The sequence below is a fragment of the Cupriavidus sp. YR651 genome, assembly GCF_900101625.1.
Taxonomy (GTDB): domain Bacteria; phylum Pseudomonadota; class Gammaproteobacteria; order Burkholderiales; family Burkholderiaceae; genus Cupriavidus.
In genome coordinates this window covers 14546-39195 of the sequence record NZ_FMYZ01000020.1, presented here as the reverse complement: position 1 = coordinate 39195, position 24650 = coordinate 14546, and the positions used below count along the sequence as shown (strand labels likewise).

Here is a 24650-nt window from a genome sequence, read left to right as displayed (position 1 = left end):
GGTTTACCGCCCCGACCTGCCGCACATGGGCAGGTCGGGGTTGCCGCGAGTGGCAAGACGGGTGTGAAGCCCGATCAGGCGGCGGCGAAGGCGACGTGCGGCACGCGCGGATCGTTTTCCGCGGGGGTGGCATCGGCGCGCAGCCAGGCGCCCACCGCGTGACGCACGGTCTCCGCCAGCGCCTGCTTGCGGCGCCAGGCCGAACGCTTCTTGGACGGAATCTCGTTGATATCGCGTTGGGGCTGGCAAACGGGAATGTCGATGTTGCCATTCGGCATTGGCTGGCCGTGGGCCTCCATCCAGAAGCCTTCGTAGTCGGCCTGGATCTCGCGCGGGGTGTGGCGCTGGCGGCCGACATGATTGGCGCGCGACACCGCGACGATGCGACGCGCCCGCATCTGGGCGGCAAAGCCCAACAGGGCCTCCATCACGACATCCTTGGGACGCAGGCCTTCGCACGCCTTGGTCGCCATGCGGATCAGCTCGCGGCTGCTTTCGCCCATCGGCCCCTGCAGCCCGCCGATGAAAATCGCCGGGCCATCATAGTCATGCGTCAGGTAGAAGCTGATCTGTGCAAGGCAAACCCCGGCCTGGGTATCGACCCAGTAGAACGCAAGTTCGCCTTCCTTGGGATTCGGGCCGGAATCGGCCAGCCGCAGTACGTAGCGGCCATCGTCGGACTGCCACGTCAGGCCATCGCCAAGGTAGATGCGCTCGGAGACGCAGACTGGCAACACGGCATGCATGACACCGTAGTGATCCAGCACCATGCGCACGCGCTCGTGAAAGCTCTTGCCCTGCTCCCCAAGCGGACGGTAGGGCTTTTCCAGCACCGCCGGCCGCGCGGCCACCACACGCTGCAGCAGTGCACACGACCCGGCGGCGCGCAGCCACGCCTGCCCGGCGCGCGCCCGAATGGCGGACATTGCAACAAGCTTGACACGTCGGGTCCAGCATTTGCGGCTGCCCGGGGGATAACAGAACGACGACAACGTCGCCACGGTGGTGAGATAGCGAAGGTAAAACGTTGGATTCGTCTCCAACATCCCTCCCGCACGGGCATGAATGAGCCCCTGCAGATATGACACAGGTCCTTGCACGACTGACTGCTCCCCTTGTATTGCGCGGCATTGCGTCCGATGAGCCGGAAGTCAATGCGCAGATTTCAGCGCTTTCCTCTGATACATAGTGCCGGCCCGTCTCGTTCTTTTTGTTTGTGGGGGCGCGCAGGCCTGGCTAGTAATAATCCGTAACGCATTGAAATATACCCGGTTGACGCGCTTACAAATATGACAGTTAACCCGCGCTCTATGTGCTTCATAAACCTCTTTATCGCAACCCTTGTATCCGGTTTGTTATCTCTACCCGACACCCAACCGATGAGGGGAAGTGGGGGCAGCGGCGGCCTTTTATGATCCGGCCCGGCGTATTCAGTCGCCGCATAAAACAGAGCCACAAGAATCCATAACAAAGGGAAGACTTTTCATGGGAAATCATCGGGAAATGCGCAAGCCGGGCTTGCGGGGTCGTGCATGGGCGCCCGCGCTGGCGCTGGTGACGGTTGCGGTGTTGTCGGCGTGCGGGGGTGGTGGCAGCGGAGATGGCGCGGCCAAGTCGCCTGCCACGGTGCAAGGCACGGCGGCATCCGGCGCCTTCATGGCCGGAGCGACGGTCACCGTCCGTGACGCGGACGGCAGGCTTGTCGGCACGAGCATCGCCGACGCCAACGGCAAGTACAGCTTCGATGTATCCGACTTCCGCGCACCGTTCGTGGTGGTCGCCACGGGCAACGCGGGCGGCGGCACCGTCAGCTACGTTTCCGTGCTGGCCAGCAAGCCGGCCAGTGGCGCGACGACCACGGTGAACGTGTCGCCGCTGACGAACGCGCTGGCGGCACTGCTGGTCGGCGGCAATCCGCTCGACCTGATCAACGCCGCCACGCTGAACAGCAAGGTCACCAGCGCCCAGGTCCAGCAGGCCGTGGCAGCGCTGCGCGCGGTGCTGGCCAATATCGCGGCCGACGCAGGGCTGGATGCCGGCGCCTTCGACCCGATTTCCACGCCGCTGTCGACGCAAGGCCAGGGCGCCGATGCCGTGATCGACCGCGTGCTGGTTACGCTGACCTCCACCGGCGTGAAGGTGGCCTCCACGGGCGCCGTCATGTCCGGCGGCACCGTGCCGGAACGGACGCTGACGCCAGGTTCGCTCGCCAACCCGCCCGCCGCCCTGCCGGCACCGGCCGCCCGCACCAACGCCGCCACGTTCGAAGCCATCCGCGCCAGTCTCCAGGCCTGCTTTGCCGTGGCACCGTCGGCGCGCGCCAGTGTGTCCGCACTGCTGGGCGCCTGCGCACCGGCCTTCGCCAGCAACTACCTGAACAGCAGCTACACGGCACGCGATGATTTCGATGCGCTGCTGACGTCCGCCGACATGACCGGCGCCAAATTCCAGGCGCCGATCGTGCTGTTCAACGGCAAGAATGGCAGCAACGAGGACGACGCCTTCGTGCGCTTCCCGTATATCCGCGCCGATGGCACCACGTCCCAGTTCTCGCGCCGGGTGACCAACCGGGCTGCGACGGGCTGGACCCTGACCGGCAACGAGCGCCCTTACGAGGCCGCCGTCACGCGCCGCATCAGCAAGGTCGTCGAGCAGAACCCGGGCGGCGGCATCGTGTCCCGCTACGAAACCGCGTTGCGCGTGTTGCTGAATCCGCAGCGCGCAGCGGGCGCGAACGTGCAGCTCGTGCGCGTGACCGGCCCCGGCCTGCCCGCCGCCGGTGTGGTGCTGGCGCGTTCGCGCGTTTGCGGCACGTTTGCCAACATGGTCGTGCAGAACCTGAACGGCGCGCTCACCTACGCGGCGAACGATCCCGTTTCGCCGAACGCCACGATCGGGGACTCGGGCCAGTCCAGCAGCACCGTGGTGCTCGCCGCCACGCCGCTCAACACCGCCGACACGATGACGTGGGCCTCGCTGGCCAGCGGCGGCAACACGTATGCCGCCACGCCGCTGACGGACGACGGCATCGACGCCGTACCGACCTTTGCCAGCTACACCTTCGAAGTCTGGAACCGGAACGCCGACCTGTCCTACAAGACGTCCCTGTCCGCCACGCCGGATGACACCTTCACGCTGACGTCGTCGGGCGCCATCATGACGCCGTCCGTGATCGCACGGGAAACCTGGAATGCGATCGATCCGGCCAGCCTCGGCTTTCTGACGCTCAATGGCAAGATCGACGCGCAGTTGGACACCACCGTCAGCTGGACGCAGAACGCCGAGCCGGTGGACCGGGCCCTCGCCTTCGGACGCAAGAACGTGGTGCCCAACCCGTCGCCGCTCGATCGCACGCTGATCCAGACCAACGTGCCGTCGTACAAGGCGCGCTCGGTAGTGGTCACCACGCTGGGCCAGGGCTCCAGCGCCGGCAATGGCACGGGCATCAACCCCGCCGGCAACTGCGCGATCATCGGCTTCCCGACCTACATGGCCGCCGGTGACCAGCGCACCGTCGAGGTCCGCTCCACCACGGCGGACGACACCCAGAAGTTCGTGCGCGTGATCGGCACCTATCGCTGACCCGCTGGCGCGGCACACGCCGCATCCACGCTGAGAAGCGCCACGAAGCGCCACGAAGCGCCCCGGCTGCAGGACACACGTCCCGCCGCCGGGGCGTTTTGCTTTTGGGCGCGGCGCTCCCCTCGCCGCCATCCCCGCGTGCAGCGCTCCGTGACGCAGAATGACTCATGCCCCGCAACTGCTGGCGGGGCAGGCGTCGGCTGCCGCTCGCAGCCAGTCACACAGGAGTCGTTCCATGTTGATGCGAGACGTGATCCCCCAAGTGCTGAACCGCGGTACCGCCCTGCTTGCCCAGGACGTATCGGAGACCCCGCCTCAAAAAACCTTCCACCATGCCATCGATATCTACCTCAAGGATTCCAATGCCTTCATGAACACGTATTTCGCCCGCTACTTCGAGTGGCAGGGAATCTGCCGCGAACGCTGGTTCCACGAATGCATTCACAGCAACCTGCTGGCTGCCGGCGGCGTCTTCGTGACCAAGCGCGCGCATCAGGAATACGTGGAGGAAACCTTCCCGTTCCAGCATGTGGACTGCTACCTGAACACGTTCCAGGTGCGCCAGTGCTCTGCGTATCTGCTGTTCCGCTTCTGCGTGGACGGCCGGCCGGTATCGCTGGGTTACCAGCAGATCGTGTTCGCCGGACGGGACAAGCGCATCACGCGCTTCCCGAAGGAGATCATCGAGAAAGTCAGGGAATATGAACTGATCCTGCCGCCGCTCGCCAACTAAGCGGCGACGACAATCGTGGAGCCCGCCGGCGTTGGGTCAGCCGGCGGCGCTGGCGGGAAACCGGCCCTCCGGCCGGTCCGCCAGCGGCTGAAAGCACGGCAGGCGCAGCGTGAAGGTGGTATGGGCGCCGGGCACGGATGCGCAGTCGATACGGCCGCCGAATGCCTCCAGCACGCGACGGCAGAACGCCAGCCCCAGGCCGTTGCCCTTGCCGTGGGCCTTGGTGGAGAAGAACGGGTCGAAGATGCGCGGCAGCACGTCGGCCGGAATGCCCGGGCCGGTGTCGCGGACACGCAGCAGATAGTAGTTGTGCTCCACCCCGCCGGTGATGTCGATATGGCCGGCGCCATGCGCGCGAATCGCGTACAGGCTGTTCTTCAGCAGGTTGAACAGCACGTAGACCAGCAGCGTCTCGGACCCGACGAAGCGCCAGGCGGGATCGATCGCCGCCAGGCGCACGCGCGCGCGCTCGTCCGGCTGGAACGGATACCGCTCCAGCGCGTTGTCCACGCAGGCCGCCAGCCCATGCGGCGCGAAGGTGCTGCGGTCGAGCCGTTCCAGCGTCACCGACGCCAGCGCCATGTCGATCACCGTGCTGGTGCCATCGACCTCGCGCGTGATGCCCTCAAGCAGGTGGCACATGCGCTCGAGCTGTCCCGGCCGCAAGCGGTCCTCGATCAGCCCTTGCTCCACGGCCAGCCGGTAGCCTTGCACCACCTGCGGGAAGGTTCGCGCCATTTCCTGAGCCTGCATGCGGATGGTGGCCAGCGGCGTGCGCACCTCGTGCGCCACCGTGGCGGCCAGCGAATACGGGTGCATCAGGTCGTAGCGCACCACGCTCACGGCCAGGATGCCGAGGCTCAGCGCAATGAAGATCACGCCCGGCGGATAGAACGCGAAGCCATAGTTGACCGCATAGTCCACCGCGGCGAGCGAATACAGCGCCAGGCTCAGCAGGCAGAGGTTGAAGCGCCGGCGCCGTTCCGCCGTGGCGTTGGTGCGCGCGGCCATCAGCAGCCAGCCGCAGCGGCACGCCAGGATCGCCGTCTGCAATACGTGCAGCGGGTGCAGCGGCCCTGCCTTGGGATAATCCCCGAAGAACAGCACGTAGTAGCCGGACACCACGTTGCTGGTGGTCAGCAGCAGGACGGACAGGATCAGGCTGAGCCCGTACGACGCCAGCAGCGCAGGCCGCTCGCGCCGGCATTCCGTGACCTCGCAGATGAAGTGATAGAACGTGGTGGGCAGGAAGATGATGAACAGGTAGCCCACCTTGGCCAGCACCAGTGCGACGTCGGGGTGCGTCGCCTGGAACAGGAACGCCCAGGTGCCCTGCCAGGCGAACGTGGTGAAGCACAGCAGGAAGAACGATGCCGATACACGCGTCACGCCCTGGGTCACCAGCACATAGAGGCCGTAACCGAGGAAAATCGCCGAGACGAATGCGGGAAGGATCGCGTACATGCAGGGCCGCAGCGGTCCAGCCGCGCGGCAGGCAGAGAAGGACCCGCCATGGTAAGGCGCGGCCGCTACCCCCGTACTAAATTCGGCTGCACACTGACCTTAGCGATGCTGAATTCGCCACACGGATTCCGAACCGTTGGCCACTCATCTTGCACGGCGGCTTTTCAGACGCCATGCCTTGCGTGGCGCGGGTTTCCGGGTACGAGCATCCGATGGCGACGGCGCTCGCACGTGCACGGCACCGCAGCGTATCAACGGATTTTCCGCGCGCCGGCCTCACCCTACTGAAGAGGCATACAAGCGATCCGGGCGTCGGAATCGAGCGGAGTCGGCCAAAAAGAAGCGGCGGGGTGGAAGCCCCGCCGCGGCCATCGCGCACGTCCGCGCATGACAATCTGGCACTACACATCAGGAACTGCGCGCCCGCTTACCAGCGCACGTCGCGTTCCCAGGCCTTCATCTCTTCTTCGGCGCGTTCCCGCGTATAGCCGTAACGCTCCTGGATGCGGCCGGCCAGCTGGTCGCGCTTGCCGTTGATGACGGTCATGTCATCGTCGGTCAGCTTGCCCCACTTCTCCTTGATCTTGCCCTTCGCCTGATCCCACTTGCCTTCGATCTGATCCCAGTTCATTTGCGGCTCCTTTCAGGTGTCGATGCCGGGGGATGCCATCGGCGTCCCCCGGTCGGACTTACTTTGCGGACTTACTTGGCGTACTTGATCTTCACGTTAGCCTGGCACTTGTCCTTGGCATCGCCGGACATCGCATCGCACTTTTCCTTGTCGGCCTTGTAGGCGGCGTCGACGGTGTCCTTCTTCGCGTCGGCACGGGCTTCGGCCACATCCGTGCTGGTGCCCGTGGCGGCGGCCTTTTCGACCTTGGCGGCACCCAGGGCCTGCTCATGCGAGGCCTTGGCTTCCTTCACGCACACGTCCTTGTCGTTGCCCTTCTTGTCGTCGCACATTTCCTTGGCCACGTCGTAGTCGCGGTCGGCCTTGGTCTTCATGGCCTTGGCGTGGGCCTTCTCGGTGCCGTCGCGCCGGGCTTCGGCGTTGGCCTTGGCCACGTCGCGGTCACGCTTGGCCTCCAGCTTGCAAACGTCCCTGGCGTTGTCCTTCATCGCGCCGCACTTGCTCGTGGCGACCTTGTAGTCCGCATCCGCCTGCCTGGTGGCGGCATCGTAGTCGGCCTTCGAGCCTGCTTGCGCATAGGCAAAGCCGGCAGGGGCCGCAACCATCATCGAACACACTGCCGCAGTCAGCCATTTCCTCGTCATCATGTCGTGCTCCTTTTCAGGTGGATACTTTGCCGGCCTGGCGCTTTCTCCTCGCCTTGTGGCCACGCTGTATCTGCAGGTTATGTTTTGGCACCGCCATGAAGCAGACGACCGCTGCTGAAATGTACGTAAGACAATTCCCACAGCATCGCCTGGGAACGCCCGTGCGCGAGGAAGCGGGGAGCGGGAGCAGTGGGCACTCGCATGCCAATGCGAAAGCGGTCGTGCCGGCGATCACGGAAAGCGCCGTGAGGGGACGAGAAGGGAACGACAGGGGGACCGTGAGGGCCCACGAAAAAGGGCCGGCAAAGGCCGGCCCCGGGCAGGACTGCTACCACCGAAAATCTGTCAGGGTTTCGATTCCGGCACGGAATCGAGACCGGTCTCCTTGACGACCGATTGCGCCGCCGGCGCGGCCAGATATTCGAGCAACGCCCTGGCTTCCGCCGGATGGGCGGCATTGACAGGAATGCCCGCGGCAAAGCGCGTCACCGACTGAACGTCCTCCGGAATCCGTCCGGCAAAGGTCACGCCGGGCACTGGCAACAGTTCGCTGACTTGCTGGAAGCCGATCTCGTACTGACCGTCCGCCACCACGGTGGCCACGGGGATCTTCGGAATCATCTTCGCCTTGGCCTGCAGCGCGGCGGCATCACCCAGGCGCTTGAACAGTTCCCGCTCGATATAGACGCCGCTGGCGCTATCGGAATACGCGATTGACCTGGCCTGCATCAGCGTCTGCCGCAGCGCGTCGAGGGTGCGGATGTCGGGCACCACAGCACCCTGGCGGACCACCATGCCGATCCGCGAATCAGCCAGTTCCACGCGCGACTTCGGATCGACCACGCCCTTCTTGATGAGATCGTCGAGCGCATAGCCGACCATGATGACCACGTCGGCCTGCTCGCCACGCGCGAGTCGATTGGGAATGGCCTCTGGCGCTTGCCCCATCGACGGACCGAGCGCGGTGTCCAGGGTGTTGCCGGACTGCGCGGCGAACTTCGGTCCGAGGATCTTGTAGGCGGCGGTGAATCCGCCCGAGGTCATCACGTGAATGTCCGCGGCCTGCACGGCGGGGGCCAGCAGCGCGGTGGTGGCAGCGGCGGCCAATGCGGCCGCCCAGCTTTTATACATGTTGTCTCCTGTCGGCGGCGCGGCATCTGTCGTGCCATTCGTCCGGCGTGGTTGCGCCGGGCCGTGGGCGGATGCGCGCCATATCGGCCGCACTATAGATATCGCAATGCAGCACCGCTAGTCGGCTTTCGTGAATGCGGCCTTCAGTTCCCGTGAACACCCAGTCACCAGCCCGCCGTCACGAGTGAAGAATTCGCCGCACGGCGATAGGAAGCACCGCTGGCGACGAGGCTGACGCCGATTCACGCTTGACGGCCACCGACGCTCCACATATTCTTTTATGAACTTCTTGTTCATTTTTGAACATCAATGCGGTTTGTGAAGAGCAGACCGCCGCAACGGAGCGTCCCCCCATGATTTCAGGAAAGATCGGCATCAACGGTGCCGGCATCGGCGGCCTGGCCGCGGCCATCGCCTTGCGCAAACTCGGCATGGATGTCGTGGTGTTCGAGCAGGCCGCGCGATTCGCGCGCGTCGGCGCGGACATCAACCTCACGCCCAACGCCGTCCGCGCGCTGGACGGCCTGGGCGTGGGGGATGCGCTGCGCGAAACCGCCGCGCGCCCGACGCACCGGATCAGCCGCATGTGGGACACGGGCGAGGAAACCTCGCGCCTGGCAATGTCCGATGACGCCGAGCGCCGCTACGGGGCCCCGCAGCTGACGATGCATCGTGGCGACCTGATGTCCGCGCTGGAAGCCGCCGTGCCGGCATCGTGCGTGAAGCTGGCGCACAAGGCGGACAGCATCGTTCCGCACGGGCAAGGCGCCACGATCCACTTTGCCAACGGCAGCGCCGAAGAGGTGGACGTGCTGATCGGCGCCGACGGCATCCACTCAATCGTGCGCAAGGCCATCCTTGGCGAGGAGCATCCGATCTTCACCGGCGTGGTGGCCTATCGCGCCGTGGTTCCCGCCGAACGGCTCGCAGGCGTCCCCAATATCGGCGCGTTCACGAAATGGTGGGGAGCGGAGCCGACCAGCCAGATCGTCACGTTTCCGCTCAACCGGGGCCGCGAGATTTTCGTCTTCGCGACGGTGGCACAGGACAGCTGGCGCCATGAATCGTGGACCACGCCGGGCCGCGTGGAAGACCTGCGCGCCGCCTATGCCGGCTTCCATCCGGACGCCCGCGCGCTGCTCGATGCCTGCGATGACGTCCTGATCTCCGCGCTCTACGTGCGCGATCCGCTGCCGTCGTGGTCGGCCGGCCATGTCGCGCTGATGGGCGACGCCTGTCATCCGATGATGCCGTTCATGGCGCAGGGCGCCGGCATGGCGATCGAGGACGGCGTGGTGCTGGCCCGCTGCCTGGCCGAAGCCAGCGCAGACACCGTGCCCGCCGCGCTGGAGCGCTATCAAGCCACGCGTCACGCGCGGACCAGTCGCATCCAGATCGGCTCGCGCGGCAACGAATGGCTCAAGGCCGGCGGCAATGCGGACTGGGTGTACGATTACGACGCCTGGAACGTGGCACTCGACTGAGCCCACCGTTCGTTCTTCACTTCATTTCCCCGATGCCCAAGCCAGCCCCGCTGCCAGACCTGTCTTCCGAATCCGATGCCGACGACGCGGCAGGCATGTCCCAGCAACTGGTCTCCCCGGTCATCCGTGGCCTGCGGCTGCTGCGCTTTATCGCGGAAGGCGGATCGACCGCCAACCTGAGCGAGGTGGGCCGCCGCATCGACGTCAACCGCGTCACCGTCATGCGCCTGCTGGCGACGCTCGAGCACGAGGGCATGGTCGAGCGATTGCCACAGGGCGGTCATACCGTCGGCTTCTCGTTCCTGAAGCTGGCCTCCCATGTGCTGGCCGCCAATGACCTGACCACATTCGCGCGACGCGTGCTCGCGCGCCTGAGCGGATCGCTGCAACTGTCCGCCTATCTGGCGGTGCCCGATGGCGGCGACGTGCTCTACTTGCTGCGCGACATGCCGAACACCGGGCTGGTCAGCAATATCCAGGTGGGCAGCCGCGTGCCGGCGCACCTGACCACGCCGGGGCGGATGCTGATCGCGCATCTGTCGCCGGAACAACTGCGCGAGCGGCTGGGCGACGATCCGTTGCCGACCGTCACCGGCCAGAGCCCCGGCACGCACGCGCGGCTGGCGGAGATCCTCGCCGCCGACCTCGAACGTGGCTGCGCCTGGAGCTTCTCCGCGTTCGAGCCCGGCATCGATGCCTGCGCGGCGCCAGTGCATGACGCCACAGGCGAAGTCGTGGCGGCCATCAGCGTCGCGGGCCCCCAGCAACGATTCGAAGCCGACGGCACGTTGAGAGATCGCGTGCAGAAAGAGGTGAAGTCAGCAGCCAGGGATCTCTCGGCGCTGCTGGGCCATCGACCGTAAGCGGTCGTTTCAAAAGGATCCTGGCGTCGTTGCGCGCCCTTGCCGTACCCGGTCGCCGCGGCGACCTTCAGTAAGAAAGGGGAGCACCTTCGCTCCCCTTTCCCTTTAGGTTTCCAGCTTCATCGGCATCGACCTGCGTCGCGATTTCGTCGCCAGGTAGAGCGCGTGCGCCACGGCTGGTGCCACCGGCCCCACCGACACCTCGCCACAGCCTTGCGGCGGGCGGTCGCTGTCGACGATCACCACTTCGATCCTCGGCATTTCCGCCAGTTGCAGCAGCGGATAGTCGTGGAAATTGCTTTGCTGCACCACGCCTTCCTTGAAGGTGATCTCGCTCTTGAGCGTATTGGTCAGCGCAAAGCCGATCCCGCCTTCGATGTTCGCGCGGATCAGGTTCGGGTTGATCGCCCGGCCCGCTTCCACGGCGCACACCACGCGGCGCACCTTGAAGGCCTTGCCGGCGCGCTCCAGTTCCAGCGCCATCGCCACGTAGGTCTGGAATGCCTCGCCCCGCCCCGTGTACAGGTTGAACGTAAAGCCCCGCGTGATGTTGGGCGCCGGCTTGCGATCCCAGTTGGCGCCCCTGGCCGCCGCATCGAGCACGCGCACGGCCAGCGGGTTGTGCGCCAGCAGCGCGCGACGATAGCGGTACGGGTCCATGCCCGCCGCGTCGGCCAACTCGTTCACGAAGCTCTCGAGCATGAAGATGCTCGACGTCGACCCCACGCTGCGCATGAAGCTGACGGGGATCGGCTGCTTCACGTCGATCATGTCGACCTTGAGGTTGGGCACGCGATAGACGCAGTCGTAGATCGCCTCGAGCATCGTCTCGTCCCAGCCACCGTTCTTCGCCATGCGATCGGCCTTGATCACACCGTATAGCGACTGCCCCGTCAGGCGCGCGTGCATCGCCTTGGGCATACCGCGCTCATCGAGCACCGCACGGAAGCGGCCCGATACGCCGGGCCGGTAGAAGCCGTGGCGGATGTCGTCCTCGCGCGAGCGGATCACCTTCACCGGCTTGCCTACCGCCGCCGACGCGCGCGCGGCATGCACGACGAAGTCCGGCAGGAACTTGCGCCCGAAGCTGCCGCCGAGGAACGTCGTGTGGACGATGATGGTCTCGGGCTTGCGGTTGTAGAGCTTGCCCAGCGCGTTGCGCACGAAATCCTGGCCCTGGATCGGCCCCCAGACCTCGATGGCATCCTCGCGCACGTGCACCGTGGCGTTCACGGACTCCATCGTTGCGTGCACGATGTAGGGCGTGTGATAGTCGGCTTCGACCACCTTGCCGCCAGCGGCCAGCAGCGCGTCCGGGTCGCCCAGCTTCGTGGCGACCACCGCTTCCGGCGCGCCCAGCGCGGCCTTGCGCACGGCCATGATGGCGTCGCTGTCGAGGCTCTTCGCTGCACCCGGATCGACGTCGATCTCCAGCGCGTCCGCGCCCTTCTTGGCCAGCCAGTAGCTCGTGGCCACCACGATGGCCGTATCCGGGGCCTGGACCACGGCCTTCACGCCCGGCATGGCCCTGACCGCATCGGCATTGCGGATGCCAACAACCTTGCCGGTCACGGTCGGCGGCATCTTCAGCGCGCCATACAGCATGTCGCCGACCTTGACGTCAATGCCGAACTCGGCGGAACCATCCACCTTCGCCGGCGTGTCCAGACGCAGCAAATCCTTGCCGATCAGCTTGTGGGCGGCCTCGTTCTTCAGGCGCGGCGTGGGATTCAGCGGCAGCTTCGCGGCTTCCTCGGCGAGTTCGCCATAGCCGAGCGACCGCCCCGTGGCACCGTGATAGACGCTGCCCCGCTCCGTATGGCACTGGCCGGGGCGCACCTGCATGCGCCTTGCGGCGGTCAGCACCAGCACTTCGCGCGCCTGCGCGCCCGCGATGCGCAGGCGCTGGTAGAACAGCGTGGCCGACATCGAGGCGCCCACGAACTGCTGCGGCTCTTCATACGCGGCGCCAGTACGATAGGCGTCGCGACCGGTGACGAAGGTCACCGTGATGCCCTGCCAGTCCGCGTCGAGCTCGTCGGCCAGCACCTGCGGCATGCCCGTGTAGACGCCTTGCCCGCATTCGCATTGCGACAGCCCCAGCGTGATCTTGCCGTTCGGCTCGATCCAGATCCAGTCGGTGATCTCGCTGGTGCCATGGGGCCCGCTATCGACGGTGCGGTTGGCCAGCACCGGCAGGGGAATGCACAGCGCGCCCGCAATCGCCGCGCTGCCCTTCAGGAAACCACGGCGCGACAGGCTGGCGACCGATTCACTTTGCAGCGGCATGAACGGCCTCCCGGATACGGTGATAGGTGGCGCAACGGCACAGGTTGCTGACGGACGCATCGATCTCCTTGTCCGTGGGATGCGGGTTCTGCCTGAGCAGCGCGGTCACGGCCATCACCATGCCGGACTGGCAGTAGCCGCACTGCGGCACATCCTTGGCGATCCACGCCTGCTGCACCTTCGACGAGCGGTCCGGCGACAGCCCCTCGATAGTGGTCACGTTGCGCCCCGCCACGCTGGAGACGGGCGTCACGCAGGAGCGCTGCGCGTGGCCGTCGATGTGAACGGTGCAGGCGCCGCAAGCGCCGATCCCGCAGCCGTACTTGGTGCCGGTCAGCCCGGCGTCATCGCGAATCACCCACAGCAACGGCGTGTCGCCGTCGCCGTCAAAGCGGGTCGCTTTTCCGTTCAACACAAAGTCCATGGTTGCCTCGCTCGTGCAAGAAAAGACGGCCGCGGGCCACCCTGCACGGTGCGGGGTGCGGCCAGGTACGACTCAGATGTAAATAGGGATGCGCCGCGCGAGCGCGCTCGGACTAGTCCGCGGTGATGTGATAAGTGCGGATCAGCGTCGCCCACGCCGCGGTGTCATCGCGGATGCGTGCGGCCAGGGCTTCGGGGGTGCTCGCCACGGGCTCCAGGCCCTGGCGCTGCAAGTCATTGCGTACGGTGGGCGTGGCAAACAGCACGCGTACGTCGGCGGACAGCGCATCGGCCAGCGGTTGCGGCGTGGCACCCGGCACCAGCAGCGCATACCAGGAACTCACGTCGATGCCCGGCACGCCTTGTTCCGCCAGCGACGGCACATCGGGAGCCGCCGGGGAACGCTTCGACTGCGTGACGGCCAGCGCGCGCAGCGCGCCCGACTGGATGAACGGCGCCAGCGTCGGCCACGTGCCGAACAGCACCGGCACCTGCCCGCCCACCACGTCGTTGACGGCCTGCGTCGTGCCCTTGTACGGCACGTGCAGCATCTTGACGCCGGCCTTGTGATGGAACAGTTCGCCCGCCAGATGCAGACCGCTGCCAACACCGGGACTGGCATAGCCCAGCGGCGTCCTGGCCTGATCCGCCTGCCTTGCCAGCGCGATCAGTTCCGGCACCGTGCGCGCCTTGACCGACGGATGCACGGCCAGCACGTTCGGCGAACTCGCCAGCAGCGATACCGGCTTGAAGTCGCGCGTCACGTTGTAGGACAGCGCAGGAAACAGCGTGGGATTGATGGTCAGGTTGCCGGCCGGCACGACCAGCCAGGTACAGCCATCACCGGCCGCACGGCGCACCGCGTCGATGCCGATATTGCCGTTGGCGCCGGGCTTGTTGTCGACGACGATCGTCGTGCCCCGGCGTTGCTGCAGCCCTTGTGAGACGGTGCGTGCCAGCTGGTCCGCGGCACCGCCGGCGGGAAATGGCACGACGATCCGCACGGTCGCGCAGGCGCTTGCGGCCTGCGCCGCGCCGGCGAGGCTCGTGGACAGCAACGCGACGGCCAGTCCCAGCCACGCGGCGCGCCGGGTAGTCATGCGCCCGGATACTCGCGCGGATGCTCGCCCGGATGCTCGCCCAATTGCACTCCCGGATACACGCCCGGAGGCCCATCGTGCTGCGCGTAGTGGTGCGCTCGGTGCGCTCGCCTTGTGGCTGCCGTCCTGCATCGTCGTTCCTGCCCGTTGTTACGTCATTCGTTACGTCATTCGTTGGCCACCCTGCCCTGCGGGACTGGCCGGTAATCCAGCAGGCTCGACAGCTCCGCCGCCGCACCGCGCACCTTTTCGACCATCGAATCCAGTTGCGCCGGATCGATCCGCGATGCAGGGATCGTCGCCCCCAGCGCCGCCACCACGCGCGTGGTGCGGTCTCGCACCGGCGCGGCAATCGTCGAGATGCTCGCCTCGAAGAATCCTTCGTGCAGCACGTAGCCGCGTTGCCGGTCGCGCTGCACCATGTCGTACAGCTCTTCCACTGTGCGCGGCGTGCTTTCCGAATACACCTCGAGTCGAGGCTCCGGATACAGCTCGCGCAACGCCGCCAGTGACAGGTCTTCCAGCAGCACCCGGCCCAGCACCGTGGCATGCGCCGGCAGGCGCGTGCCCACGTTGACCGTGCTCGTGAAAGGCCGCGCTGCCACCGACTTGGCCACATACACGATCGACCGGCCATCACGCACGACCAGGTTGCACGGGTAGTGAATCTCGTCGCGCAGGCGGTCCAGCAACGGCCGTCCGAGTTCGGTCAGCTCCAGCGACGCCAGGTAGTCGAACCCCAGCCGCAGCACCGCCATCCCCAGGCGGAATTCCCGCCCGCCGTCCGTGCGCTCCACGAACCCCATCATTTCCAGCGTGGCGAGCAGCCGGAAGACTGTCGAGCGCGGCACCTGCAGCCGCCTCGCCAGTTCCGCCGCCGACAACGTGCGGTCCTTGCTGCTGAACTCTCCCAGCAGCCTCAGCCCCCGCTCCAGGCCCGGCACGATGTACTTGTCCTGTGTTTCCTCTGCGGGAAGATCTTTGCTCATGGTCTCTCTCTGCTTGACGTTCGGTTGTGGGGCCGGCCTGTCGAGGCCAGCCGACCGGCAACGGATCGATATAACATGACGCGTCGCGCACAGCACGCTCGCGCGCACTGCCTCACCCGGAACACTAGCAGATGTGTTTTATCTATGAAACCTAGATTCACATCAGGAACGTCTTCACTGTAGGTCAGGGTTGTTGATGACTCAACTTAAGTAAACCACCGATTGACATTCCCCTATCGCGAAAGGTCTCGCATCGTGTGGCACAAAGTTGCCCATATGCCCCCGTGTGAGACAATCGCGCCCGGTTTCCAGCCGCCCCGCGGCATTCCTTCCCCGCTCCGTCAGTCATGCCCAATTCGCTCCGCCCCCAAGACAATGCGTCCGACATGACCGACCCGTGGTCGGACCTCGACGAAGCCGGCACCGGCCTGACCGTCAACGACTTCCTGACCACGATGCTGAGCCAGCTGGCCACCGCGCTGCGCAGCAGCGTGACGGAGCCCTACGCGTCCCAATTCAACCTGACGGTGCCCGAATGGCGCCTGCTCGCGCTGCTCGCGCATGGCAAGGAGCTGTCGTTCGCGGAACTGGTCAGGCAATCCACCTCCGACAAGGCGCTGGTCAGCCGCACGTTGCGACTGCTGGAAGACCGTGGCCTGGTCACGCTCGAGGCGGAAGGCAATACGCCGCGAAAGCGCCTGATCTGCCGTATCACGCCAGCCGGGGAAGCGCTGCACGCGCAGGTCATTCCGCTGGCGCAGCGCGGCCAGGCGTCCGTGATCCGCATGCTCTCCCCCGAGGAACGCCACGGGCTCTATGTCGGCCTGCGCAAGCTGCACGGCATCTGCACCAGCGCCGGCAAGGCATGAGCCCGCCATGACAAAACGCCCTGCGCCGCAAAGCGGCCGCAGGGCGTTTGTCATGAAGCGGAGCCGTGATGGCGCTCAGACCTCAAGCTCTTCCAGCACCTGCCCCTTGGTCTCGATGCCGAGGAAGTACACCGTGATGGCCGCCAGGAACGGCACGGCAGCCAGGCCGTAGAACGCGGTACTGAGGTTCCCGGTGCCGATCGTGCCGGCGATCAGGCCCGGCGCGAAGATCGCCGAGATCTTCAGCCACGCGCCACCCAGACCACAGCCCATCGCCCGGATGCTCGTCGGGTACAGCTCCGGCGTGTAGACGTAGGCCGTGATAAAGCCGCTGGCCAGGAAGCCCATCGCCAGCGCGCAGAACGTGGCCACCACGTAGACCGACGACGCATGGAACACACCGGCCAGGATCAGCGATACCGTGCAGAGGATGAAGGACACGTTGATCACCGGCTTGCGGCCCACCTTGTCCACCACCATCGCGCAGATCAGCGAACCCACTACGCCCAGCACCGATGCACCTGCCGCCAGGTTCAGCGCCAGCTGCAGCGGCGCGTGATAGACGGTCTTGTAGATGGTCGGGAGCCACGTCGACAAGCCGTACTGAATAAAGCCACAGGTCGCCCACAGCATCCACACGGCCAGCGTGCGGCCGATATAGGCGCGGCCCACCAGGTCGCGCACGCGGCGGCGCGGATGCTTCGCGCTCAGCGCATCGAAGGCCGCTGCATTGGCGATCGGCGGCAGCGGCTGCTTCGCGCGGGACTCGAATTGCTGCAATGCCTGATTGGCCTCCGCGAGCCGGCCCTTCTCCGCCAGCCAGCGCGGCGATTCCGGCACCAGACGGCGCAGCACGAAGTACAGCACGATCGGCACGCCGCCGAGGAAGTACATCACCTCCCAGCCGAAGCGCGGCACGAGGAAAGCACCCGTGGCGTTGGACACCATCAGCCCGATGGGGAACACGATTTCATACAGCAGCACGAACCGGCCCCGCCCGTGGGCGCGCGTGACCTCGTTGATGTAGGTGGCGGCCACGGGCAACTCTCCACCCAGCCCCAGGCCCTGCACGATCCGCAGCAGCGCGAAGATCTCGAATGACGGCGCAAAGCCACACGCGATGCTCATCAGGCCGATGATGCCCGCGCTCCAGCCAATCGACCGCAGGCGGCCGAACCGTTCCGCCAGCGCCGGGAACAGCAGCGCGCCGACGAGTTGCCCCACGGACGGCGCCGCGATCAGGAAGCCGATCTGGCCCGGCGTGAGCGACCACTTGCCGATCAGCAGAGGCAGCGTGGCCGCGATGGCGATGACGTCGAAGCCATCGAAGAACGTGGCCAGGCCGATCAGCAGCCGCGCGCGGATGTGCATCGCGTTGCCCGGCATGCGCTCGATGCGCGCGATGATCTGGCCGCGGGTCACCGTGGTGGCCGTCGTGTGGGTATCGGCGCGGGCGCCAACGTCGTTGGCCGCCGCGCCGCCAAGCGTGGCGGCGGCAGCGTTCGCGCCCGGGGGCGCGGCGTCATGTCTCTGGATCAACACGGTATCTATTCCCGAATCTCGTGAGGGGCAGGCACCCGCGTGGCCGCTTGGGCGGCTCGTGTGCGCGGGCATTCGTCGTGGCCGCGGCAAGCACGCGGCAGGGGGAAATCAGAGATCCAGCACCAGGCGCTGGCCCTTGCAGCCGGATACACAGACCATCATGGTCTTGTTCGATGCGCGCTCGCTGTTGCTCAGCACGCTGTCGCGGTGGTCCGGACAACCGTCGAGCACGGCCGTCTCGCAAGACCCGCACACGCCTTCGCGGCAGCTATATTCCATCTGCACGCCCGATTCCAGCAGCGCATCCAGCAGCGACTTGCCGGCGGGCACGTGCACAAGCTTGCCGGTGCGCTGCAGCGTGACGCTGTATTCGCCTTCCTGCACGGCTTCCGTGCCGGGGTCGGCGGCAAAGCGCTCGATGTGGACGTTGGCGTAGCCGTTGGCTTCGCACGCGGCCTCGAACGCGTTCAGCATCGGGCCGGGGCCGCAGCAATAGAAATGCGTATCGGCATCCTGCCCGGCCAGCAAGGCCTTGAGGTCCGGCGGCGCGCCGGCTTCATCGTCGAAGTGGAAACGCACCGCATCGCCATAGGCCGAGAGTTCCTCCACGAAGGCGGCTTCCGAGCGCGAGCGGGCGCAGTACAGCAGCGTGAAGCCGCGGCCGCGCTCGGCCAGCCGGCGCGCCATGCAGACGATCGGCGTGACGCCGATGCCGCCGGCCACCAGCACGGTATGCGCGGCATCTTCCTCCAGCGCGAAGTGATTGCGCGGCGCGGCCACGGTCAGCGTGGTGCCCACGCGCAACTGCTCGTGCACGAAGCGCGAGCCCCCGCGGCTGTTGCGGTCCAGCAGCACGCCCACGGTGTAGCGGTCGCGCGCTTCCGGCGCGCCGCACAGCGAGTAGCTGCGCACCAGGCCGTTGGCCAGGTGCAGGTCGATGTGCGCGCCCGGGCTGAACTCGGGCAGCACCGCGCCGGTGGGATCTTGCAATTCGATGCTGACGACACCGCGCGCTTCAAAGCGCATGGCCTGCACGCGCATCGTCAGGGATTGGCTGGCACTCATGACGGCTTCCTTCTTAATACGGCTTCAACGCTTTTCCGTCAGGAACTTGCGCCCCGGACCACCGGCGTTCTTCTGCCGGCGGGTATTGCCATCGATCCCGCCCTCGATCGCCCATTCGGCGAACATGGTCGGACCCGGTTCAAATGCGCGCGGCTCCCAGTGGGCGTCGAGCTGGTCTTCGTCGGCGTAGTACTCGATCAGGCCACCGGCCGGATTCTTGAAGTACCAGAAGTACGCCGAGGAAATCGGGTGCCGGCCCGGACCGAGCTGCGTATCCCAGCCGGTGCGCGACATGTGCATGCCGCCGCCGAACACCTCGTGGATATCGCGCACGGTGAATGCCACGTGGTTCAGCCCGCTCCGGGGTTGCGGCAGTTGCAGCAGGAACAGGTCGTGGTGCCCGCCTTCGGCGGCGCAGCGCAGGAACGCGCCGCGATCCGGGTAGCGGTCCGACGGCACGAAGCCGAACTTCTCCACGTAGAAGCGCTCGGTTGCCTTGACGTCCTTCACGAAGAACACCACGTGGCCCACTTCGATCGGCGTGGCGCGTTCGTAGATCGGGCTGCGCTGGTTCAGGCGCGGCTTGTCGTTCCACGTATTCATCACCGCGCATTCGACCTGCACATCGTGCTTCGCCGAGACCTGGAAGCGCACGGCCAGCCCGTTCGGATCGGTGCAGCCGATGCGGGCACCGTTTTCCAGCGATACGAACGTCGGCTCGTTGCCGATGGCGTCGCGGATGGCGTGCAGCGACGCCTGGTTGTCCACACCCCACACCACTTCGCGCAGCGTCGGGCCATCCTCGATGGCCGGCGCCAGCGACGCGTCGCCGATCTTGCGCACCAGTACGCGGCAGCCGTTCAGCGTCTCGAAGTCCAGCCCCTCGGCGTCATCGCGCCTGACGGTCAGGCCCCAGTCGCTGAAGAAGCCGCGACACGCGTCGAAGTCGTCCGCGCCGTACACGATTTCATCGATTCCCAATACCTTCATGATTCCAGTCTCCGTCATGCCGTTTGCAACGGGCTCAGTTAGCGGCCCACGGCAGCGGTTGTTCGTTCAGTCCCCAGTACACGCTCTTCTGCTCCATGTACTGCAGGATGCCCAGTCGTCCCTTCTCGCGGCCCAGGCCGCTGTCGCGCCATCCGCCGAACGGCGTCGCGATGGAAAATTGCTTGTAGGTGTTGATCCACACGTTGCCGGCTTGCACGGACCGTGCCACCCGCCATGCGCGCTTGTAGTCGCGCGTCCAGATGCCGGCCGCCAGCGCGTACACGCTGTCGTTGGCCTGCTCGATCAGGTCGTCCTCGTCGTCGAACGGCATCGCCACCAGCACCGGCCCGAAGATTTCCTCCTGGCAGATGCGGTCGTCGTTATCGAGCCCCTCGATGATCGTCGGCGTGTAGAAGTAGCCGTTGGGCAGGCCCGCCACCTCGGGGCGCAGGCCACCGGTGCGCAGCTGGCCGCCGTCCGCGACGCCCATCGCCACGTACGATTCGATGCTGTCGCGATGCCGGTCGGTAATCAGCGGCCCCATCTGGGTGCGCTCGTCGGCCGGATCGCCCACACGCAGTTTTGCGGCAGCGGCGGCCAGGCGGTCGATGAACGGCTCGTACTGCGAGCGCGCCACGAACAGGCGCGAACCCGCGATGCACGATTCGCCCGACGAACTGAAGATGCCGTACAGCACGCCATTGACCGCGTGATCGAGGTCGGCATCGTCAAACACCATCGTCGGCGACTTGCCACCAAGCTCCAGCGACACCGGCATCATCTTGTCGGCGGCGATGTGGGCAATGTGCTTGCCCGTGGTGGTGCCGCCCGTGAACGACACGCGACGCACCAGCGGATGCCTGGTGATGGCGTCCCCGATCACCGAGCCCTTGCCGGGCAGCACGCTGATCAGGCCCTTCGGCACGCCGGCTTCCTCGCAGATCGCGGCCAGTTCCAGCGCCATCAGCGGCGTGACTTCCGCCGGCTTGACGACCACGGCGTTGCCGGCGGCCAGCGCCGGCGCCATCTTCTGCGCCTCGCTGGCGATCGGCGAATTCCACGGCGTGATGGCCGCCACGACGCCCATCGGCTCGTAGACGCTCATCGTCAGGCAGTCGCCGCGCTGCGGCGTGATGGATTCTTCCAGCGTCTCGCACGCCGCCGCGAAATACTGGAACGTGCCGGCGGCGCTGGCCACCAGTGCGCGGGTTTCGCTGATCGGCTTGCCGTTGTCCAGGCGCTGGCGCTGGGCCAGGGGCTCGGCGCGTGCGCGGATCAGTTCGGCCACGCGATACAGCACGGCGGCGCGCTCGTGCGGCTTGCGCTGGGCCCAGCCGCTGGTCAGGAAGGCGCGATGCGCGCCCTGCACGGCCTCTTCCACATCGTCGAGGCTGGCCGCGTTCAGTTCGGCCACGACCTCGCCGGTGGCGGGATAGCGCGTGGCGTAGCGGTCGCCCGCACCCAGGCGCCATTCGCCGGCGATGCAGATCGGGAGGGGGTGTTGCGTCGTCATGAGTCAGGCTCGCTTCAGATCGACACCGCGTGAGCGCGGTTGCCGAGGGCGCGCACCACGCTGAACACGGTCAGCGCGGACGTCTTGGGATTGGCCGCAAGCGGCTTGCCGCGCATGGTCAGCTCAAAGCCGCCAAACGCGCCGCGTGCTTCCACGTGATGGACGTTTTCCACCGCGGCCGGGTCGGCCAGCAGCCGGACCGAGGTACGGTCCAGGCCCAGCCCGGCCAGCGACACCGTGGCCGCGACGTTGGCGTTCTTCGGATACAGGCGCGCCGCGTCGCGCGCGGTGCCTTCGAAGATCACCGTCGGCTCGGTCAGCGCGTCGAGGTCGAACAGCTGGGCGGCTGGCGTGCCGAGCCAGGCGCGGGCCGGCTTGCGGCCGGTGTAGATGACTTCGTCCAGGCCGCCCACGCGGGCCGCGGCCAGCGCGTCGATGGCACCGATGGCGCCCGACAGCAGCTGCACCTGCGTGTTGCCGCGACGGGCCGCCGCCTCGAGGCGCTCGGCCAGCCCGGGCTCGGACAACGCGCCCACGGACACCACCATGCAGGGGATGCCGCGCTCCAGCGCCGGAACGATGTGCTCTTCCAGCGCGTGGTGGCCCGCGCACTCGACCAGCAGATCGGGGCGCCGGTCGCCATCGGCCAGGCCCGTCGCCACGCGGACGTTGGGGGCCAGCGCGGACAGTGCGCCACGCGCCTCGTCCTGCGTGCCCTCCGGCACGATCACGACGTCGAACACGACGTCCGGATCGGACTTGAGCAGTTCCAGCACGCCGCGGCCAATCGCCCCGCAACCCACCATGGACACATGCAGCATGGACGTTTCTCCTCAGGCAGCGGCCGTCGCCGGGCTGGCGATGGGTGCCTGCTTGTTGACCGGCGGGCCGGCAAACACGGTTTTGAAAGTGCCGATCGACAGCATGTCGATCTCCAGCATGAACGGACCCGGCTCTACGGTGGCGTCTTCCAGCGCGGCGCCGATGTCGGCCAGGTTGCTCACGCGACGGTGACGCAGCGCCAGCGACTGGCAGAGCTGCGCGTAGTCCGGCGTATGCAGGTCCACGTAGTGGCGGCGGCCGCCGTATTGCGCGTCCTGGATGTTCTTGATCACGCCATAGCCCTTGTCGTTCATCAGCACGATGACCATGTCGGCACGCTCCTGCACGGCGGTGGCCAGTTCACCCAGGTTCAGGATGAAGCCGCCGTCGCCGGCCAGCGTGAAGGTCTTCTTGCCCGATACCGTGGCCGCCGCGCCCACTGCCGCGCCGATGCCCATGGCAAGGCCCTGGCCGATGCCGCCGCCCAGCGCGTGCACGCCGGCACGCGAATCGAAGATCTGCAGGTGGCGGTTGCCCCAGGTGCTGTTGGATACGGTCACGTCGCGCACCCAATTGAAGTTGCGGCCCACGGCCTGTTGCAGCGCCTGCACCAGCGTGCTGTACGGGCCCAGGCCATCGACCAGCGCGCCCACGGCCACGTCATGCGCACGGCGCAGGTCGGCGGCGAAGCCGGCGTCGATCTGCATGCGGCCTTCCAGGCGATCGGCCAGCCCGTCCAGCGCCAGCGCGGCGTCACCGCTCACGAAGTAATCGCTCTGGTAGCAGCGGCCTTCCGATGCGGGATCGGCGTCGATGCGCAGCAGCGGGCGCGGCAGCTTCAGTTCGTACTTCAGCGTTTCATTGCCGCGCAGGCGCGAGCCAACCACCAGCATCGCGTCGCAGGTCTGGTAGAAGGTCTCGACCGGCTTGTGCAGGTTGTAGGCGCCCAGCGAGCGGGGATCGTCCTCCGGCACGATGCCGCGGCCCTGCGTCGACGTCACCACACCGAAGCCCAGGTCCAGCAGGCGCTTCACCTGCCTGGTGGCATGACGCGCGCCACCGCCCAGCCACAGCATCGGCCGCTTGGCGCGCGCCAGGTGCTCGGCCAGCGCATCCAGCGCGTGCGCGGACGGCTGGTGCTGCGCCACCGGCAGCGGCTGCAGGTCGGTCGGCATGGGGATCAGCGCGGCCTGGATGTCGATGGGAATCTCGACGCTGACCGGGCCCGTGGGCGCCGTCAGCGCGGTCTGCACAGCCAGCTTGATCGTCGACAGCGCGGTATCGGCGCTGCGGATGCGGAACGCGGCCTTCGACACGGCCTTCAGCATCGTCAGCTGGTCCGGCGCTTCGTGGATGTAGGCGAGGCTCTGGTCCAGGTACGGCGTTTCGATCTGGCCCGTGATATGCAGCATCGGCGTACCGGCGGTCAGCGCTTCCACCATCGCGCCGGCGGCGTTGCCGGCGGCGGTGCCCGTGGAGGTCAGGCAGACGCCCAGGCCACCCGTGGTGCGGGCATAGGCGTCGGCCATGTTGGTGCCGCCCGCTTCGCCGCGTGCCGGCACAAAGCGGATCTTGCCGCGTTCGCCCATCGCGTCAAGGATGGGCATGTTGTGGATCGAGATCACGCCGAACGCGGCCTTGACGCCGCATTGCTCGAGGAAGGCAGCAATGGCGCAGCCCACGGTGACTTGTTGTTGCTCGTTACGCATGACGGGAGAGTCCTCCGGAAATATCGATGTGGCTGCCCGTGGTGTACGAAGACAACGGCGAGGCAAGGAACAGGATGGCGCGTGCGGCTTCCTGCGGCAGGCCGAGACGGCCGAGTTGAATGTTTTTCTGACGGGCCAGGCGCGCGGTCCACGCGCCCCAGTCCAGATGGCGATCCTCTTCGGGGCGCGCCTCGAAGCGGCGACGCCACTGGCCCGATTCCACCAGTCCGATCAGGATGCCGTTGACGCGAACGCCGCGCGGCGCGAATTCGGTGGCCAGCGATCGCACCAGGTTGTGCACGCCGGCGCGCGCGGCGGAGGTCGCCACCATATGCGGCTCCGGCTGCGTGGCCAGCAGCGAGTTCACGCAGACGATGGCGCCCTGCGATGACTGCTCCAGTTGCGGCAGGAAGGCGCGCGTCGGATGAATCACGGAGAAGAACTTGAGCTGGAGTTCTTCCACCCAGGCGGCGTCCTCGGTATTGGCGAACGTCGAGACGCGGCCCTGGCCGGCGTTGTTCACCAGCATGTCCACCGGCCCCAGTTCGCGCGCCACGTCGGCGGCAAAGGCGTTGACCTGCTGCGGATCGAGCACGTTGCAGGTGGCCGCATGGAGGCGGCATCCGGCAAAGCGCTTGCGCAGATCGGCTTCGGCGCTGCGCAGGCGCGCTTCGTCGCGGCCACACATGGCCACGGCCGCGCCGGCTTCCAGCAGCAACTCGACGGTCGCCAGCCCGATGCCGGAGGACCCGCCGGTCACGACGGCTACCTTGCCGTCGAGTTCAATCATGGACATCGTCCTCA

General features: G+C 66.8%; 21 protein-coding genes. 5 read left to right on the top strand and 16 right to left on the bottom strand.

What is annotated here, in order from left to right:
• Positions 1 to 74: 74 nt before the first annotated feature.
• Positions 75 to 1046 (bottom strand): DUF535 family protein, encoded by a 972-nt coding sequence (locus tag BLR29_RS29460; RefSeq protein ID WP_092142891.1) that lies wholly within the window; start codon positions 1044 to 1046, stop codon positions 75 to 77.
• Between the two features lie 439 nt (positions 1047 to 1485).
• Between BLR29_RS29460 and BLR29_RS29455 the strand changes: the two genes are divergently transcribed.
• Both BLR29_RS29455 and BLR29_RS29450 read left to right on the top strand, forming a co-directional pair.
• On the top strand, positions 1486 to 3582 hold the full coding sequence (locus tag BLR29_RS29455; protein WP_255371503.1) for an Ig-like domain-containing protein: 2097 nt from the start codon (positions 1486 to 1488) through the stop codon (positions 3580 to 3582).
• Positions 3583 to 3817: 235 nt separating this feature from the next.
• Positions 3818 to 4315, top strand: a complete 498-nt coding sequence (locus tag BLR29_RS29450) for an acyl-CoA thioesterase (RefSeq protein WP_092142885.1) — start codon at positions 3818 to 3820, stop codon at positions 4313 to 4315.
• 36 nt (positions 4316 to 4351) lie between these two features.
• On the opposite strand, the gene BLR29_RS29445 is transcribed toward BLR29_RS29450, so the two are convergent.
• From BLR29_RS29445 to BLR29_RS29430, 4 genes are all read right to left on the bottom strand, one after another.
• Positions 4352 to 5779, bottom strand: a complete 1428-nt coding sequence (locus BLR29_RS29445) for a sensor histidine kinase (protein WP_092142882.1) — start codon at positions 5777 to 5779, stop codon at positions 4352 to 4354.
• A 427-nt stretch (positions 5780 to 6206) separates the two neighbouring features.
• The gene (locus tag BLR29_RS29440) at positions 6207 to 6410 is read right to left on the bottom strand and encodes a CsbD family protein (protein WP_092142879.1); all 204 of its coding nucleotides are present in this window, start codon (positions 6408 to 6410) and stop codon (positions 6207 to 6209) included.
• Between the two features lie 71 nt (positions 6411 to 6481).
• Entirely contained in the window at positions 6482 to 7054 is a 573-nt protein-coding gene (locus tag BLR29_RS29435) for a hypothetical protein (RefSeq protein ID WP_092142966.1), read from the bottom strand.
• Positions 7055 to 7402: 348 nt separating this feature from the next.
• Positions 7403 to 8188 (bottom strand): substrate-binding domain-containing protein, encoded by a 786-nt coding sequence (locus BLR29_RS29430; protein ID WP_092142876.1) that lies wholly within the window; start codon positions 8186 to 8188, stop codon positions 7403 to 7405.
• A gap of 356 nt (positions 8189 to 8544) precedes the next feature.
• Here BLR29_RS29430 and BLR29_RS29425 point away from each other — a divergent pair, with 356 nt between their 5' ends.
• Both BLR29_RS29425 and BLR29_RS29420 read left to right on the top strand, forming a co-directional pair.
• A complete protein-coding gene (locus tag BLR29_RS29425; protein ID WP_092142963.1) occupies positions 8545 to 9672 on the top strand; it encodes an FAD-dependent monooxygenase in 1128 nt (375 codons plus the stop codon).
• 32 nt (positions 9673 to 9704) lie between these two features.
• A complete protein-coding gene (locus tag BLR29_RS29420; RefSeq protein WP_092142873.1) occupies positions 9705 to 10535 on the top strand; it encodes an IclR family transcriptional regulator in 831 nt (276 codons plus the stop codon).
• Between the two features lie 105 nt (positions 10536 to 10640).
• Here the strand turns inward: BLR29_RS29420 and BLR29_RS29415 are convergent, their stop codons facing one another.
• From BLR29_RS29415 to BLR29_RS29400, 4 genes are all read right to left on the bottom strand, one after another.
• The gene (locus BLR29_RS29415; protein WP_092142870.1) at positions 10641 to 12824 is read right to left on the bottom strand and encodes a xanthine dehydrogenase family protein molybdopterin-binding subunit; all 2184 of its coding nucleotides are present in this window, start codon (positions 12822 to 12824) and stop codon (positions 10641 to 10643) included.
• Positions 12808 to 13248, bottom strand: coding sequence for a (2Fe-2S)-binding protein (locus BLR29_RS29410; protein ID WP_092142867.1), 441 nt, complete (start codon positions 13246 to 13248; stop codon positions 12808 to 12810). The genes BLR29_RS29415 and BLR29_RS29410 overlap by 17 nt, the downstream gene beginning before the upstream one ends.
• 112 nt (positions 13249 to 13360) lie before the next feature.
• On the bottom strand, positions 13361 to 14347 hold the full coding sequence (locus BLR29_RS29405; RefSeq protein ID WP_092142864.1) for a tripartite tricarboxylate transporter substrate binding protein: 987 nt from the start codon (positions 14345 to 14347) through the stop codon (positions 13361 to 13363).
• A gap of 167 nt (positions 14348 to 14514) precedes the next feature.
• Positions 14515 to 15336, bottom strand: coding sequence for an IclR family transcriptional regulator (locus BLR29_RS29400; RefSeq protein WP_092142861.1), 822 nt, complete (start codon positions 15334 to 15336; stop codon positions 14515 to 14517).
• 347 nt (positions 15337 to 15683) lie between these two features.
• Between BLR29_RS29400 and BLR29_RS29395 the strand changes: the two genes are divergently transcribed.
• Positions 15684 to 16205, top strand: a complete 522-nt coding sequence (locus BLR29_RS29395) for a MarR family winged helix-turn-helix transcriptional regulator (RefSeq protein WP_092142858.1) — start codon at positions 15684 to 15686, stop codon at positions 16203 to 16205.
• A gap of 75 nt (positions 16206 to 16280) precedes the next feature.
• Here the strand turns inward: BLR29_RS29395 and BLR29_RS29390 are convergent, their stop codons facing one another.
• From BLR29_RS29390 to BLR29_RS29360, 7 genes are all read right to left on the bottom strand, one after another.
• A complete protein-coding gene (locus BLR29_RS29390) occupies positions 16281 to 17744 on the bottom strand; it encodes an MFS transporter (protein WP_369804737.1) in 1464 nt (487 codons plus the stop codon).
• A 111-nt stretch (positions 17745 to 17855) separates the two neighbouring features.
• On the bottom strand, positions 17856 to 18812 hold the full coding sequence (locus tag BLR29_RS29385) for a PDR/VanB family oxidoreductase (protein WP_092142855.1): 957 nt from the start codon (positions 18810 to 18812) through the stop codon (positions 17856 to 17858).
• A 24-nt stretch (positions 18813 to 18836) separates the two neighbouring features.
• Entirely contained in the window at positions 18837 to 19802 is a 966-nt protein-coding gene (locus tag BLR29_RS29380; protein ID WP_369804736.1) for a VOC family protein, read from the bottom strand.
• Between the two features lie 34 nt (positions 19803 to 19836).
• Complete coding sequence (locus BLR29_RS29375; RefSeq protein ID WP_092142852.1) at positions 19837 to 21315, bottom strand: aldehyde dehydrogenase; 1479 nt, start codon at positions 21313 to 21315, stop codon at positions 19837 to 19839.
• Positions 21316 to 21329: 14 nt separating this feature from the next.
• On the bottom strand, positions 21330 to 22136 hold the full coding sequence (locus tag BLR29_RS29370) for an aspartate dehydrogenase (protein WP_092142849.1): 807 nt from the start codon (positions 22134 to 22136) through the stop codon (positions 21330 to 21332).
• A gap of 12 nt (positions 22137 to 22148) precedes the next feature.
• Positions 22149 to 23846 carry a thiamine pyrophosphate-binding protein gene (locus BLR29_RS29365; protein ID WP_092142846.1) on the bottom strand — a complete coding sequence of 566 codons (1698 nt, stop codon included), beginning with the start codon at positions 23844 to 23846 and terminating at the stop codon, positions 22149 to 22151.
• Positions 23839 to 24642 carry an SDR family oxidoreductase gene (locus tag BLR29_RS29360; protein WP_092142843.1) on the bottom strand — a complete coding sequence of 268 codons (804 nt, stop codon included), beginning with the start codon at positions 24640 to 24642 and terminating at the stop codon, positions 23839 to 23841. Before BLR29_RS29360 ends, BLR29_RS29365 begins: the two co-directional genes overlap by 8 nt.
• Positions 24643 to 24650 lie beyond the last annotated feature (8 nt).